Below are 13,939 nucleotides of genomic sequence, written 5' to 3'. Positions count from 1 at the left end.
CTCAGCTGTCGAATTCGGGATACAGCGACCGTAATTCGCGCAGACCGGTCGCCGCTGTCTGCTCGTCCTCGGTCGCCATCCGCAGGGCTCGGCGCAGCGGGATCGGGTCGAGATCCTCGATGACGGCGTGGAATTCGATGCGGGGCAGTTCGGGGAGCGTGAGCTGATCGCCGTAGGGATCGCCGGCTTCGGTGGTGCGGGTGGACTTCTCGACGCCGCCGATGAGGGCGTCCAGGTCGAGGCCGCGCAGGGTGAGGATCTCGCTGGGCTGCTCGTCGAGTCGTTCGGCGAGCAGGTAGCAGACCGCGGCGACGTGCTTGCACGGCCAGCCCATGTCGGGGCAGCTGCAGGAGAAGTCCAGCTCGGCGGCGGTGGTCGGCAGCAGGTGCGGGCCGAGGGCGGGTGGCAGTGCGCCGGAGGCGATCTCGGCGAGCATGCCCGGCGCCTCCCTGATCTCGGCGAGCAGCAGCTCGACCTCTTCGTCGCGCAGCGGGCGCATCGCCAGCACCGAGGTGAACGGGCTGGGCTGGCTGCCCTGCACCTCCGCGGTGACGGCGCCGCGTTCGATCCGGTAGTTCACCACCTGTCCGACCCTGGCGTAGGTGCGCCCGCGCGAAAGCCTGCCCGCGTCGGCGACCTTCTCCACCGCGTCCAGCAGCGACTTGCCCCACCAGGTCCGGCCGAAGCCGCCGCGGGCCTTGGCGCCGCCGGTGACCGGCCTGCGCGGACCGAACTGACTGAAATCGGCCACTAGTCACCCACCGCCTCGGCGCCGAGGGTGAACAGTTCGCGCAGTTCGTCGGTGCTCAGTTCGGTGATCCAGTTCTCCCCCGCGCCGACCGCCAGTTCGGCCAATTGCTTCTTGCCGCTGATCATCTCGTCGATCCGCTCCTCGATGGTGTCGACGCAGACCAGCTTGCGGACCTGCACCGCGCGCTGCTGGCCGATCCGGAACGCCCGGTCGGTGGCCTGGTTCTCCACCGCCGGATTCCACCAGCGGTCCAGGTGGATCACGTGATTGGCGGCGGTCAGGTTGAGGCCGGTGCCGCCCGCCTTGAGCGAGAGCAGCATCAGCGGCGGGCCGTGCTCGCCCTGGAAACCGGTCACCATGTCGTCGCGGCGCTGCTTGGTGACGCCGCCGTGCAGGAACGGAATCGGCGTGCCGAAACGCTCGGTGAGGTACGGCAGCACCAGGTCGCCGAATTCGCGGAACTGGGTGAACAGCAGCGCTTTCTCGCCATCGGCGATGACCGCGTCGAGCACGTCCTCGACCAGGGCCAGCTTGCCGGAGCGGTGACTGCCGCGCCGCAGGATCGGCGAACCGTCGCCGAGGAAATGCGCGGGATGGTTGCAGACCTGCTTGAGCCGGGTCAGCGCGCCGAGCACGGCGCCCTTGCGCGCCATGCCTTTCGCGTCCTTCAGCTTCGCCAGCATGTCGTCGACCACGGCCTGATAGAGGGCGGCCTGTTCGACGGTGAGGTTGGCCCGCACCGTCATCTCCAGCTTCTCCGGCAGATCGCTGATGACCGCCGGATCGGTCTTGAGCCTGCGCAGCACGAACGGATCGGTGATCAACCGCAGCCGGTCGACGGCCTGCTGGTCGCGTTCCCGTTCGATCGGCACCGCGAACTTGGCCCGGAAGGATTGCGGACTGCCCAGCAGTTTCGGCATGGCGAAGTCGAACAGCGCGCGCAGTTCCTCCAGGCGGTTCTCCACCGGGGTACCGGTGAGCGCCAGCCGATGTCGTGCGTGCAGTGCGCGCGCGGCCCGCGACTGCCTGGTGGCGGCGTTCTTGATGTGCTGGGCCTCGTCGAGCACGATCCGCTCCCACTGCTGTTCGCTCAGCAGGGTCGCGTCACGGGCCAGGAGCGAGTAGGTAGTGACGACGAGATCCGCATCTGTCACCGCCGCAGCGAATTCCGCACCCGTCAGCCGTCCCGGCCCGTGGTGGACCAGCACCCGCAGATCCGGAGTGAACCTCTGCGCTTCGCGCTGCCAGTTGCCGACCACCGACATCGGGCACACCAGCAGCGTCGGCCCGACCTGAGCCCCCTCCAGCGGAGCCGTACGTCCGCCCTGGTCGACCTCTACTTCGAGATCACCGGCGGCCGTCAGAGCCCGCCCGCCACGGTCGACTGCCGCGTACTCACGCTCGTGCGCAAGCAATGCCAGCACCTGCACCGTCTTACCCAGGCCCATGTCGTCGGCCAGGATCGCGCCGCAGTTGAGTCGGCTCATCGTGGCCAACCAGCTCAGCCCACGCTCCTGATAGGGGCGGAGCTCAGCCTTCAGGCCGATCGGCACCGGCACCGGCTCGGGCTCGCCTTCCCTGGCGAACAATTCGGCCGCCCAGCCGTCGGCGGTGACCTCGGTGACCGGGACGTCGTCGACGCGTTCGGCGGCGAGTTGACCGATCATGTCGGCCAGGGTGATCGGCGTGTCGTCGGCGTGCATCGCGACATAGCGGGCGGCCGCGGCCAGTACCCGGTGGTCGGCCTGCACCCATTCCCCGCGCAGCTGCACCAGATCCGACTTGCTGCGGATCAGCCGTTCCATCTCGGGCTTGGTGAGCACGAGGTCACCGAGCGCCAATTCCCAGCGGTAGGACAGCAATCCACTCAGTCCGACGGTGGATTCGGCGGCGGCCGGGCTGCTCACCCGCAGCCGCATGCTCGGTTCGGCGATATTCCAGGCGCGCGGCAGCAGCAGCCGGATTCCCGCCTCCTGCAGGGCATGCGCACCATGGGCGACCAGGTCGGCGACGACCTCGGTGGGCAGCAGCAGGTCCAGGCCGCGCGGGTCGGTGGGCAGGTCACGCAAGCGCGGGTAGGCCTTGCGCGCATGGCCGAGCTTCTCGGCGGCGGTCCGGACGAGGACCGGATCATCGTCGAGCACAACGGGTTTCGGCGCATCGTCGACCGGGCGCAGGCAAACCTGCAGCCGCCACAGCGCCACCGAATCGTCGGCGGTGCCGAACTCACCGTCGGGTTCGCACAGGCGCAGCACGAGTTCGGGTTCGTCGGCGGCGTAGCCGGCCCGCCACTGCCCCAGGGTCTCGGCCAGCCGGTAGGAGCCGACGTCGAGCGGGGTGTCACCGACCAGGGCCTGCAGGATCGGGTGTGTCATCGTGCGGTGCGCGAGGTATTCGCGGGCGATCGGGTCGGTGAGCTCGGTGACCAGGTCGTCGAGCACGGCGGCGGGCGACCCCGCGACCCGCAGCGCCGCGGGCATCGCGGCGGCCAGCTCGGCCAGCCACGCCCGCTGCCGCTGTCCGCCGACCAGCCGCCAGCGCACCCACCACTGGCCGTCGGCCCGCTCGACCTGCGGCACCACCCGGCCCGCCCGCACCCACCGTTCGACGCCGCGGGCGACGTGCCCGAGGAAGCGCAGATCGCCGGAGATGTTCTCGTGGGGCAGCCTGCTGCGCAGCACAACGGCCGCCGTCGGCGGCGCGAGCGCGTGCGCGCGTACCTCGGCGGTGTCGGTCTGCCCTGCGGCATCGACGACCAGCACCTGGGCGCGGTGCCGGAACCTGGCCCGCTCCAGGATGTCGCCGAGCACCGAACCGACGGCGACCGGTTCCCCGTCGTGCCACAGCAGCAGGCCGGCCCCGGGGGACCACAGACCGTGCAGCATGGAGACCATCCAAGCAGGCGGCACCGACACCCGGCGCGGCCCCTCCTCCGCTGGATTTCTCGCCGATCCCGGAACATACTGGGGTATCCCCTGGTCACGGGCCGGACCACCCACCGGCGACAACTACATACCGACCCAGGCGAACCGGGCTCGCTCCGGCTCGGCCGATGAACCCCTTGTATGCGTGCGGAGGGCAGTGATGACGATTCTGCTCCAGGTTCTCGAGCAGAGCTATACCCCGACAACCCCGTGGGAACGGCGCAAATTCACGTTCATCGATACCGGAAAGATCGTCGGCATGCGTCTGGACGGCCAGTCCGGCGTGTGGCTCGACCTGTCCAGGCCCGGTGAATCCCAGCGCCTGGCACACACCGCCGATCCGCGCGATTCGATCATTTTCCTGCTCACCGTGTTCGCCAAGATCGCCGAGTGCGAGGACCGTGGCGGGTCGTGGCTGGTCGGCCACGACGGCACGCACATCTCCTCGATCGCGGCGACGCGGTTCCCACCCCATGCCAGCGAAGTGGCCGCCGACGACATCCTGGCCCGCGCCTGGTTGTAGCCGTTCGGCATATCTGTCGGTAGCACCAGCTACAACCTGCAGATATGCGGAAATGGGCTGGGCTGCTCGGCACGGTGCTCGCGGTCGCGGGTTGTGCTGTGCTCACACCGGACGATCCGGCGATGCCCGCGCCCGGTAGTCCGACGCGCGCCGAGGTGACCGCGCTGCTCGACCGGGTGCGGGTGATCGCCGCCCGGCCACGCCCCGGCGGCTACGAACGCGGCTGCAAGGCGGGCCAGGCGTGCGTGTTCGGCACCGCCTGGTCCGACGACACCGACGCGCCGGGCGGCCACGACGGCTGCGACACCCGCAACAACGTGCTCGCCGCCCAGTTGCGGGAGATGGTGCGGCGGGGCCGGTGCGTGGTCGTCGAGGGCGTGCTCACCGACCCGTATACGGGCACCGACCTCACTTTCCGCAAGTCCGACGGCGGACGCATCCAGATCGACCACGTCTACCCGCTGGCCGCCGCGTGGGACATGGGCGCCGCCCACTGGTCACCCGACCGCAGACTGCGCTTCGCCAACGACCTGTCGGTGAACCTGCTCGCCACCGGCGCGTCCACCAACCAGGCCAAAGGCGACGACACCCCCGCCGACTGGCTGCCACCGGCCCGCCCGAACCACTGCTTCTACGCGGCCAAGTACCTCACCGTCGCCCTCGACTACGACCTCCCGATCACCGCCGCCGACAACGCCGCGCTGCACGAGGTCGCCCGCGGCTGCCCGTGATACTCGTGCTCCCGACCGATGCTCGGCGAGCGCTCAGCGCGGCCGACGCGAGCGACCCCGTTCCGCACGTGGCCGTGCCGGATCACCGCGCAGACGACCGGTTGCGCACAGGTGGCGGCCGACCGCAGCGACACCATTCCGTGCGCGGCCCTGCCGGTTCCTGGGCGACGTCTCGTCAAGCGCCGGTGGCGACCGACCGCTTCGGATCGTTCGACCACTGGGACCACGAGCCGGGGTACAGCGCGGCCGGAATCCCGGCGATGGCGAGTGCCGCGATCTGGTGGGCGGCCGTCACGCCGGAGCCGCAGTAGACCGCGACCGGGCCTTCACCGAATCCGGCGAACCGCGTGGCAAGCTCCTCGGCGCTGCGGAAGTATCCGGTGTCGTCCAGGTTCTCGGTGGTCGGGGCGCTGATCGCGCCGGGAATGTGCCCGGCCTGCGGATCGACGGGTTCCACCTCGCCGCGGTACCGCTCGCCTGCTCTGGCATCGAGGAGCAGGCCCGACCAGCTCGCCGCGGCGTCGGCGTCGATCACCGGCAGCGAGCCGGGGCGGATCACCAGGTCGCCGGATACCGGGTCGGCTTCGGCGCCGGTGGCGAGTTCGCCGCCCGCCGCGATCCACGCGGGCAGGCCGCCGTCGAGGATCCGGACGTCATCGACGCCTGCCCAGCGCAACAGCCACCAGGCTCGCGCCGCGGCCATACCGCTGGTCGCGTCGTAGACGACGACCGGCTCGCCTGCGCCGAGGCCCCAGCTGCGCGCGCACTTCTCGAAGGTGCCGGCATCGGGCAGCGGATGCCGGCCCCGCGCGGGCGCGGGCGCGGCGGCCAGTTCGGTCTCCAGGTCGACGAACACCGCGCCGGGAATGTGCCCGTCCAGATAGTGCTGCGGGCCGTCCGGATCACCCAGCGCCCACCGCACATCGAGCAGATGGATCTTCTTGTCCGCCAGTTCTTCCCGGAGTTCCTCCGGGGAGATCAATACCGCAACCACTCCCGCTCCTCACCACCGTCGTACCTGCCGAGACCCCCGCTGTCGCCACCCTACGCAGTGCGACCGGCCCACCGGTACCGAACGCACGCGAGCACCATCGACCACGGCGTACGCTCGCTCGGCCCACGCGTGGGCGCACCGGCGGACTGCGGGCATGCGCTGAGAATCACTCGACGCTGCGATGGTCCCGATTTCGACCGATCAGCGCGATAGTGAACGGTCAGCGCGGCCGTCGACGCATGCGGCGAACTGGACCGATCGGGGCGAACACAGATCAGTCCACTTTCGCGGTACTGGCAGGCGACACCGGCCCGGCCGCCGGGCAGTATCTGCACAATGTCGCAGGTCACCACCACCCCGCCCGACGATGTCACCGAGCAACGGGCGGGTATCGCTCAGCCGCTCGGTGCGGGCGCGATCACCGCGCTGGTCGGGTTCACCAGTTCGTTCGCGGTGGTGCTGAGCGGCTTGCGGGCGGTGGGCGCGAGCCCGGCCCAGGCGGCATCCGGGTTGATGATCCTGTGTTTCACGCAGGGCATCGGCATCCTGCTGCTCAGCGTCCGGTACCGGATTCCGATCACGCTGGCCTGGTCGACACCGGGTGCGGCGCTGCTGGCGAGCACCGGACTGGTCGCGGGTGGCTGGCCGGGCGCGGTCGCGGCGTTCGCGGTCACGGGCGTGCTGATCGTCATCACCGGACTGTGGCAACGGCTCGGCTCGCTGGTCGCGGCGATCCCGGTGCCGATCGCGCAGGCCATGCTGGCCGGTGTGCTCGTCCCGCTGTGCCTGGCGCCGGTGCGGGCACTGGCCACCTCGCCCGCCGTGGTGGTGCCGGTCATCGTGGTGTGGCTGGTGCTGCAGCGGTACGCGCCGAAATGGGCGGTGCTGGTCGCCTTCGCCACGGCGGCGATCGGCACCGGGATCGACATCGCGGTCCGCGACCGGCACCTGGATCTGTCCGCCATGGCCCCGACCGTGGAATGGACTGCGCCGCACTGGCATTGGCAGGCGATCGTCGGCATCGCGGTGCCGCTCTACATCGTCACCATGGCCTCACAGAACATCCCCGGTGTCGCGGTGATGCGCTCGTTCGACTTCCAGGTGCCGTGGCGGGCGTCCATGCTGGTCACCGGAATCGGCACCATCGCGGGCGCCACCGCGGGCGGCCACGCGATCAACCTCGCCGCGATCAGCGCGGCCCTTTCCGCCGCCCCCGGCGCGAGCCCCGACCCCAAGCGCCGCTGGATCGCCGCCGCCACCGCGGGCGCCGCCTACCTGATCCTCGGCCTCGCCTCCGCCGCGCTGGTCACCCTGATCGCGGCAGCCCCGGCGGGCACCCTCGAAACCGTCGCGGGCCTGGCCCTCCTTGCCACCCTCGCCGCAGCCCTCACCGGCGCCCTCAGCGACCCCGGCCACCGCATGGCAGGCCTGGTCACCTTCCTCGTCGCCGCCTCCGGCACCACCCTGTTCGGCATCGGCGGCGCCTTCTGGGCCCTGATCGCAGGCCTGACAGTGCGGCGGTTCCTGCCGCGGAGCACCTAACTTCCCATCCAACGATTCGAACCTTTACCACCCCTAGGTTCTAGACCCTGCAGGGAGTATGGTTGACCCAGTGGGTTGGCGAATCTACCTCACCAAGCAGGTCCTGAACTGGGTCGACAGCTTGGACGATGTCATGTTCGACCACTACGAAGCAGCGCGTCAGGAATTGGAGGAAAGAGGCCCTGCACTCGGTCGCCCATGGGTCGACTCCCTGCGTACATCGAGGCATTCGAATATGAAGGAGCTACGAATCCCAGGCTCGAACGCCAGGATCATTTTCGCGTTCGACCCGAAACGATCGGCAATTCTCTTGATCGCCGGCGACAAGACGAACCAATGGCAGCAGTGGTATCGGGACAACATCCCGATTGCCGATCGCATATTCGACGAGCACATAGGAAGACTGGACTGATGGAGCTATACGACACCAGCCGCTCGCGGCATCCACAGGGCGGATACGACCAGGCGCGGGTCGCCGCCACGAGGAAGAAGATGCGCTCCGTCGAGCGCGCCTACCGACTCGCCGAACTTCGAGAAGCACAGCAGCTCAATCAAACCGAACTGGGTAACAAGATCGGTATCGGGCAGCGCACCGTATCGAAGATCGAGCACGGAGAGATCGAACGTTCGCGGATCGAAACAATTCGCAAGTACGTCGAGGCGCTCGGTGGCGAGATCCAGGTTGTCGCACGATTCGGTGACGAGGCGTACACGATCGCGTGAGGCCACCCGCCCGTATCCGAGGACCTCTGGGTCAGAACGCGGGAACGTCGCTCGTGCTGGCGTTTCCGCCGATCGAGGGCTGCAGGGTGATCTCCCAGTCGGAGCCGGCGTCGAAGGAGTCGTCGAACTTCTGGAACTGGCGGTCGCGGGTGAAGCTGAGCGTGGCCTGGTCCCAGTCGGCGCCGGTCTTCAGATAGACGTAATAGGTTCCGGCGATGCCGCTGAGGGTGGCCTTCGAGTTACCCCGCACGTAGATGGTCGCCTGTGGCGATGCGGGATTGCCGTTCGCCACCACCACGGCGACGTCGTCGCTGTTGCCGTTGTCGATGCGCAAGGTCCCGGCGCCGTTCAATCCGGCCTGCTGGACGATCTCACCATTGCCCGCACGCCGATCCAGCAGCGGCAGAGCAGGCATCGACGGCACCACCGGCGCGGCCAAGGCCGAACTCTTCGACGTGCCCGCCGAACCGCTCGACAGATCCGAACTCGCGCAACCGGCAACCGTCACCGCCATCGCTGCCACGGCCACGGCCACGACGAAAACACTGCGCTTCGACATACTTCCCACCCCATCTTCAGGCCCGGATCTACCGAACCGACTCGCGGACAACAGTATCGCGGTCCGGCGACAAGAACGCCAACCGATCTGCCGATGACCGCCCGACGGCCGACACCCCGGTCGCGACTCAGCTCGGGCCCGCGAGCCGGTCCAGCAGCGGGCCGGTGCGCGGGCCGACGAGTTCGCGCATGACCAGGGCCATGTTGGTGCGTTCGACGCCGGGGATCTTGAGGATCTGGCCGGCGATGCGGTAGAGGTCGTCGGCGTCGCGGGCGACGATGCGGACCGTCAGGTCGGTGGAGCCGGTCATGCCGCAGACCTCGGTGACCTCGGGGACGTCGGCCAATTCGTCGACGACGGCATCGAGTTGGTGCTGATCGACGACCACCGCGACGAAGGCTGCCAGGGGATAGCCGAGGGCGCGCGGTTCCACCCGGCGCTCGAAGCTGCCGAGTACCCCGCCGCTGTCCCAGCGGGCCAGCCGGGCCTGCACGGTGTTGCGTGACAAGCCGAGCCGGGCGGCCAGTTCCACACCCGTGGCCCGCGGGTTGGCGATCAACTCGCGCAGGAGCCGCGCGTCGGTGGCGTCGAGAGTCACGGCGTCGGGTTCGCGACTTGTCATACAACGCAGTATGACAGTGTTCGAACCCTCCAGACCATGCACTCTGCTCATTCCCATGTCGATCGCTTGCGCAGTCGGCGTTATTGTGGATGCTGAGTGATACACATCGCACTCAGCGATTGTCGTACCTGCATCGGGCCCACAAGGCGCGGTGCCGAGGAGGCGATCTCGATGTCGGAGAAACAGACCTATCCGGTCCAGTTGGTGCAGCCGGACGGCAAGCGCGTGTTCGATCGCGAGCACGCCGCGCTGGTGGCCGACATCGATGCCGAGCGGTTGCGGCAGCTCTATCAGGACCTCGTCGTGACCCGCCGGATCGATGTCGAAGCGACCGCCTTACAGCGCCAGGGCCAGCTCGGCCTGTGGCCGCCGCTACTCGGCCAGGAAGCCGCCCAGGTCGGCTCGGCACACGCCCTGCACCCCGACGACTACGTCTTCTGCTCCTACCGCGAGACCGCGGTGGCCTACTGCCGTGGCGTGCCGCCCGAGCAGCTGACCGCCCTGTGGCGCGGCGTCGCCCACCACTGCTGGGACCCGCACGCGGTGAACATGACCAACGCCAACATCGTGGTCGGTTCCCAGGGCCTGCACGCCACCGGCTACGCCTACGCCGCCCACCTCGACGGCGCCGACATCGCCACCATCACCTACTTCGGCGACGGCGCGACCAGCGAGGGCGACATGGCCGAGGCGCTCGGCTTCGCGGCCGCGTGGAGCGCGCCGGTGGTGTTCTTCTGCCAGAACAACCAGTGGGCGATCAGCGAACCCGTCGCCGTGCAGAGTCACGTGCCGCTGGTGCGCAGGGCCGACGGCTACGGCATCCCGGGTGTGCAGGTCGACGGCAACGATGTGCTGGCCGTCCTCGCCGTCACCCGCCAGGCCGTGGAACGGGCCCGCACCGGCGGCGGCCCGACGTTCATCGAGGCGATGACCTACCGGATGGGCCCGCACACCACCGCCGACGACCCCAGCAGGTACCGCACCGCCGCCGACACCGAGTACTGGGAACACCGCGACCCGATCGAGCGCATCCGCCTGCTGCTCGACCGCGAGGGCCACCTCGACCCCGAGTTCGCCCGCCGGGTCGCCGACACCGCCGACGACGTCGCCCGCCGCGTGCGCACCGCGACGCTGGAGATGCCCGACCCGGACCCGGTGCGCATGTTCGACCATGTCTACGCGACCGAGCACCCGCTGATCACAGAAGAGGCGCACCAGTTCTCGGCCTACCTCGCCGAAGGAGCGCAATCATGATCACCACCTTCGCCGCCGCCCTCAACACCGGCCTGCGCCGGGCGATGGAGGACAACGCCAAAGTCGTGCTGCTCGGTGAGGACATCGGCAGGCTCGGCGGCGTGTTCCGGGTGACCGACACACTCCAGAAGGACTTCGGCGACAACCGCGTCATCGACACCCCGCTCGCCGAATCCGGCATCGTCGGCACGGCTTTCGGCATGGCGCTGCGCGGCTACCGGCCGGTGGTGGAGATCCAGTTCGACGGCTTCGTCTATCCCGCCTTCGACCAGATCGTCTCCCAGGTCGCCAAGATCCACTACCGGACCGGCGGCAAGGTGAAGGCGCCGTTGACGATTCGCATTCCGTTCGGCGGCGGCATCGGCGCCGTCGAGCACCACTCGGAATCGCCCGAGGTGTACTTCGCGCACACCGCCGGACTGCGTGTCGTCTGCCCGAGCACCCCCGCCGACGCGTATTCGATGATCCGCCAGGCGATCTCCCTCGACGATCCGGTGGTGTTCTTCGAGCCGAAACGTCGCTATTGGGACAAAGCCGACGTAGATTTCGAAGGCGAACCGGATCTGCCGCTGCACCGGGCCAGGGTGTGCACCCGCGGCGCCGACGCCACCGTGGTCGCCTACGGCGGCACCGTCGCCACCGCGCTGACGGCGGCGAAGATCGCGGCAGAGGAAGGGCATTCGCTGGAGGTGATCGATCTGCGCAGTCTCTCGCCGATCGATGTCGACACGATCGCGGAATCGGTCGACAAGACCGGCAGGCTGATCATCGTGCACGAGGCGCCGGTCTTCGCCGGGCTCGGCGCCGAGATCGCCGCCCGCGTCACCGAACGCTGCTTCTATCACCTCGAGGCGCCGGTGCTGCGCGTCGGCGGCTACGACATCCCCTACCCCCCGGCTAAGCTCGAAAAGCACCACCTGCCCGACGCCGACCGCATTCTGGCGGCGGTCGACCGCTGTCTTGCCGCGTGACGAAAGGTGCCACTGTGCCGGAACAAGCCGCCGACGACGACGGTCATGTTCTCGAATTCCGCCTCCCCGACCTGGGTGAGGGCCTCGCCGACGGCGACCTGGTGTCCTGGGCCGTCGCGGTCGGCGACACGGTGGAACTGAACCAGACCATCGCGGAGGTGGAGACCGCGAAGGCGGTCGTCGCGCTGCCGTCGCCGTTCTCCGGTGTGGTCGTGGAATTGCTGGCCCAGCCGGGCGACACGGTGCCGGTCGGTGCGCCGCTGATCCGGGTGCGCAACGATCTCGAGGTCACCGCACCGCCGACCGCGGAGTCCGTCGCCCGCAACGACGTGCTGGTCGGCTACGGCCCGGAAGCCGAATCCACGTCGCGCAGAAGTAAGTCCGTCCCGGCGGCCGCGATGGCGGCCAACACGCCGAGCACCCACCGGGCGGCGGCGACGCCCGCGGCGCGCAAGCTGGCCAAGGAACTCGGCATCGATCTGTGGTTCGTCGCCGGCTCGGGCCCCGAGGGCGCGGTCACCGTCGAGGACGTGCGCTCGGCCGTCCCGGTGACGGCCCCGCGCACACCGGCCCGGCTCGCCGACGTGACGCCCACACCGGCGAACGGGCATGCCGGCGATGCCGACGGCGGCCTGATCGAGCCGATGGCCCGCGAGGAACGCACGCCGATCACCGGCATCCGCAAGCGCACCGCCGCCGCGATGCTGGCGAGCGCCCGCACGATCCCGCAGGCCAGCACGTTCGTCACGGTCGACTGCACGGCCTCGATGGAACTGCTCGACCACCTGCGCACGACGAAGTCGTTCGAGGGACTCACCCTCACCCCGCTGGCCCTGGTCGCCAAGGCCACGCTGGCGGCGCTCGCGGAATATCCGGGGATCAACACCGCCTGGGACGAACAGAACCAGGAGATCGTCACCAGGCATTACGTGAATCTGGGGATCGCGGTCGCCTCGGATCGCGGGCTGCTGGTGCCCAACCTCAAGGACGCGCAGTCGCTGAACCTGCGCGAGCTGTGCCGGGAAATCGCGTATTCGGCCACGACGGCCCGCTCGGGCAATGCCGCCCCCGCCGATCTGCGCGGCGGCACGTTCACGATCACCAATGTCGGGGTGTTCGGCGTCGACTCCGGGGTGCCGCTGGTGAATCCGGGCGAGGCCGCGATCCTGTGCCTCGGCTCGATCCGCAAGCGGCCGTGGGTGTTCCGCGACGAACTGGCCGTGCGCTGGGTGACCACGCTCGGGCTCAGCTTCGACCACCGGATGATCGACGGCGAGCTCGGCGCGCGCTTCCTCGCGACCACCGCGGGCTTCCTGGAGGACCCGTTGACGCTGCTCAGCCGCGTCTGAGCGATATCGCCGATCCGTCACTCGGCGGAGACAGCGGCGCAGCGTCTCGGCGTCGGCACACCGGGCGGGTGCGCGCCTGGCGATCGGGTGCGACGCGACGTGGTCGCCGTTAGGGTGCGGGCATGGAGATAGCAGGAAAAGTCGCCATCGTCACCGGCGCGGGGGCGGGTATCGGCGCCGCGCTCGCCCACCGTCTCGTCGCTGGTGGAGCGCGGGTGGTGGTCGCCGATCTCGACGCGGACACCGCCGCGAAAGTCGCCGGTGAGCTGGGCGACAGCGCGGTCGCGGTCGGGGGTGATGTCGGTGACGAGCAGGTGGTCGCCGCGTTGATCGAGGCCGCCGAGAGTGCGTTCGGGCCGGTCGATCTGTACTTCGCGAACGCGGGGATCGGTGGCGGGCCCGGGCTGGACAGCACCGAGGACCAGTGGGCAGCCGCCATCGATGTGAACGTGATGGCGCACGTCCGCGCCGCGAAACTGCTCGTCCCAGGCTGGGTGGAGCGCGGCGGCGGCTACTTCGTGTCCACCGCGTCGGCGGCCGGGCTGCTCACTCAGATCGGTTCGGCGCCCTACTCGGTGACCAAGCACGCGGCCGTCGGGTTCGCCGAATGGCTCTCGGTCACCTACGGCGACAAGGGCGTTCGGGTCAGCTGCCTGTGCCCGATGGGTGTGGATACCAGATTGCTCAGCGGCGATCTGATTCCCGGCTCGCCGGAGGCGGCGGCGCTCGCGATCAAGGCGGTCACGACCGCGGGCGCGGTGCTCTCGCCCGAGGAGGTCGCCGACACCGTGGTCGAGGCGATGGCCGCCGAACATTTCCTGATCCTGCCGCACCCGGAGGTGTTGCAGATGTACCGGAACAAGGGCTCCGACTACGACCGATGGATTGCCGGCATGCGCCGGTTCCAGGCGATGCTGCGCGGGTGAGAACCGCTCGCTAGTTGTACTGACCTGAGAGGTTGGGAACGCGGCTGGCCGGTGAGTGTCCGCCGAGTGC

At 69.3% G+C, this 13,939-nt stretch carries 14 protein-coding genes; 9 read left to right on the top strand and 5 right to left on the bottom strand.

The window, feature by feature from the left end:
- Position 1 precedes the first annotated feature (1 nt).
- Together ACFVAV_RS33000 and ACFVAV_RS32995 are read right to left on the bottom strand one after the other, a co-directional pair.
- The gene (locus ACFVAV_RS33000) at positions 2–751 is read right to left on the bottom strand and encodes an SWIM zinc finger family protein (protein WP_379039524.1); all 750 of its coding nucleotides are present in this window, start codon (positions 749–751) and stop codon (positions 2–4) included.
- Positions 751–3,636, bottom strand: a complete 2,886-nt coding sequence (locus ACFVAV_RS32995) for a DEAD/DEAH box helicase (protein ID WP_379039523.1) — start codon at positions 3,634–3,636, stop codon at positions 751–753. The genes ACFVAV_RS33000 and ACFVAV_RS32995 overlap by 1 nt, the downstream gene beginning before the upstream one ends.
- A gap of 199 nt (positions 3,637–3,835) precedes the next feature.
- Between ACFVAV_RS32995 and ACFVAV_RS32990 the strand changes: the two genes are divergently transcribed.
- Together ACFVAV_RS32990 and ACFVAV_RS32985 are read left to right on the top strand one after the other, a co-directional pair.
- Positions 3,836–4,198: a hypothetical protein gene (locus ACFVAV_RS32990; RefSeq protein WP_379039522.1), complete on the top strand. Its 363-nt coding sequence runs from the start codon at positions 3,836–3,838 to the stop codon at positions 4,196–4,198.
- A 44-nt stretch (positions 4,199–4,242) separates the two neighbouring features.
- Positions 4,243–4,929: an HNH endonuclease family protein gene (locus ACFVAV_RS32985; protein ID WP_379039520.1), complete on the top strand. Its 687-nt coding sequence runs from the start codon at positions 4,243–4,245 to the stop codon at positions 4,927–4,929.
- 175 nt (positions 4,930–5,104) lie between these two features.
- Here ACFVAV_RS32985 and ACFVAV_RS32980 read toward each other — a convergent pair whose 3' ends face one another.
- Positions 5,105–5,923, bottom strand: coding sequence for a sulfurtransferase (locus ACFVAV_RS32980; protein ID WP_379039519.1), 819 nt, complete (start codon positions 5,921–5,923; stop codon positions 5,105–5,107).
- A 336-nt stretch (positions 5,924–6,259) separates the two neighbouring features.
- Between ACFVAV_RS32980 and ACFVAV_RS32975 the strand changes: the two genes are divergently transcribed.
- The 3 genes from ACFVAV_RS32975 to ACFVAV_RS32965 all read left to right on the top strand — a co-directional run bounded on the left by ACFVAV_RS32975 (position 6,260) and on the right by ACFVAV_RS32965 (position 8,188).
- The gene (locus ACFVAV_RS32975; protein ID WP_379039518.1) at positions 6,260–7,465 is read left to right on the top strand and encodes a benzoate/H(+) symporter BenE family transporter; all 1,206 of its coding nucleotides are present in this window, start codon (positions 6,260–6,262) and stop codon (positions 7,463–7,465) included.
- 70 nt (positions 7,466–7,535) lie between these two features.
- The gene (locus ACFVAV_RS32970) at positions 7,536–7,877 is read left to right on the top strand and encodes a type II toxin-antitoxin system RelE/ParE family toxin (protein WP_378856634.1); all 342 of its coding nucleotides are present in this window, start codon (positions 7,536–7,538) and stop codon (positions 7,875–7,877) included.
- Positions 7,877–8,188 (top strand): helix-turn-helix domain-containing protein, encoded by a 312-nt coding sequence (locus tag ACFVAV_RS32965; RefSeq protein WP_379039516.1) that lies wholly within the window; start codon positions 7,877–7,879, stop codon positions 8,186–8,188. Before ACFVAV_RS32970 ends, ACFVAV_RS32965 begins: the two co-directional genes overlap by 1 nt.
- A 31-nt stretch (positions 8,189–8,219) precedes the next feature.
- Here the strand turns inward: ACFVAV_RS32965 and ACFVAV_RS32960 are convergent, their stop codons facing one another.
- Positions 8,220–8,747 (bottom strand): hypothetical protein, encoded by a 528-nt coding sequence (locus ACFVAV_RS32960; protein WP_379039515.1) that lies wholly within the window; start codon positions 8,745–8,747, stop codon positions 8,220–8,222.
- A gap of 127 nt (positions 8,748–8,874) precedes the next feature.
- Positions 8,875–9,369, bottom strand: a complete 495-nt coding sequence (locus tag ACFVAV_RS32955) for an Lrp/AsnC family transcriptional regulator (RefSeq protein ID WP_189031043.1) — start codon at positions 9,367–9,369, stop codon at positions 8,875–8,877.
- Positions 9,370–9,540: 171 nt separating this feature from the next.
- Between ACFVAV_RS32955 and pdhA the strand changes: the two genes are divergently transcribed.
- From pdhA to ACFVAV_RS32935, 4 genes are all read left to right on the top strand, one after another.
- Entirely contained in the window at positions 9,541–10,623 is a 1,083-nt protein-coding gene (pdhA, locus tag ACFVAV_RS32950; protein ID WP_379039514.1) for a pyruvate dehydrogenase (acetyl-transferring) E1 component subunit alpha, read from the top strand.
- The gene (locus ACFVAV_RS32945; protein ID WP_379039512.1) at positions 10,620–11,594 is read left to right on the top strand and encodes an alpha-ketoacid dehydrogenase subunit beta; all 975 of its coding nucleotides are present in this window, start codon (positions 10,620–10,622) and stop codon (positions 11,592–11,594) included. The genes pdhA and ACFVAV_RS32945 overlap by 4 nt, the downstream gene beginning before the upstream one ends.
- 14 nt (positions 11,595–11,608) lie before the next feature.
- Positions 11,609–12,943 carry a dihydrolipoamide acetyltransferase family protein gene (locus tag ACFVAV_RS32940; RefSeq protein WP_379039511.1) on the top strand — a complete coding sequence of 445 codons (1,335 nt, stop codon included), beginning with the start codon at positions 11,609–11,611 and terminating at the stop codon, positions 12,941–12,943.
- A gap of 122 nt (positions 12,944–13,065) precedes the next feature.
- Positions 13,066–13,869, top strand: a complete 804-nt coding sequence (locus tag ACFVAV_RS32935; protein ID WP_379039509.1) for an SDR family oxidoreductase — start codon at positions 13,066–13,068, stop codon at positions 13,867–13,869.
- Positions 13,870–13,939 lie beyond the last annotated feature (70 nt).

The organism is Nocardia sp. NPDC057663, from assembly GCF_042799895.1.
Lineage (GTDB): Bacteria > Actinomycetota > Actinomycetes > Mycobacteriales > Mycobacteriaceae > Nocardia.
This window is presented reverse-complemented; position numbering and strand designations above follow the sequence as displayed.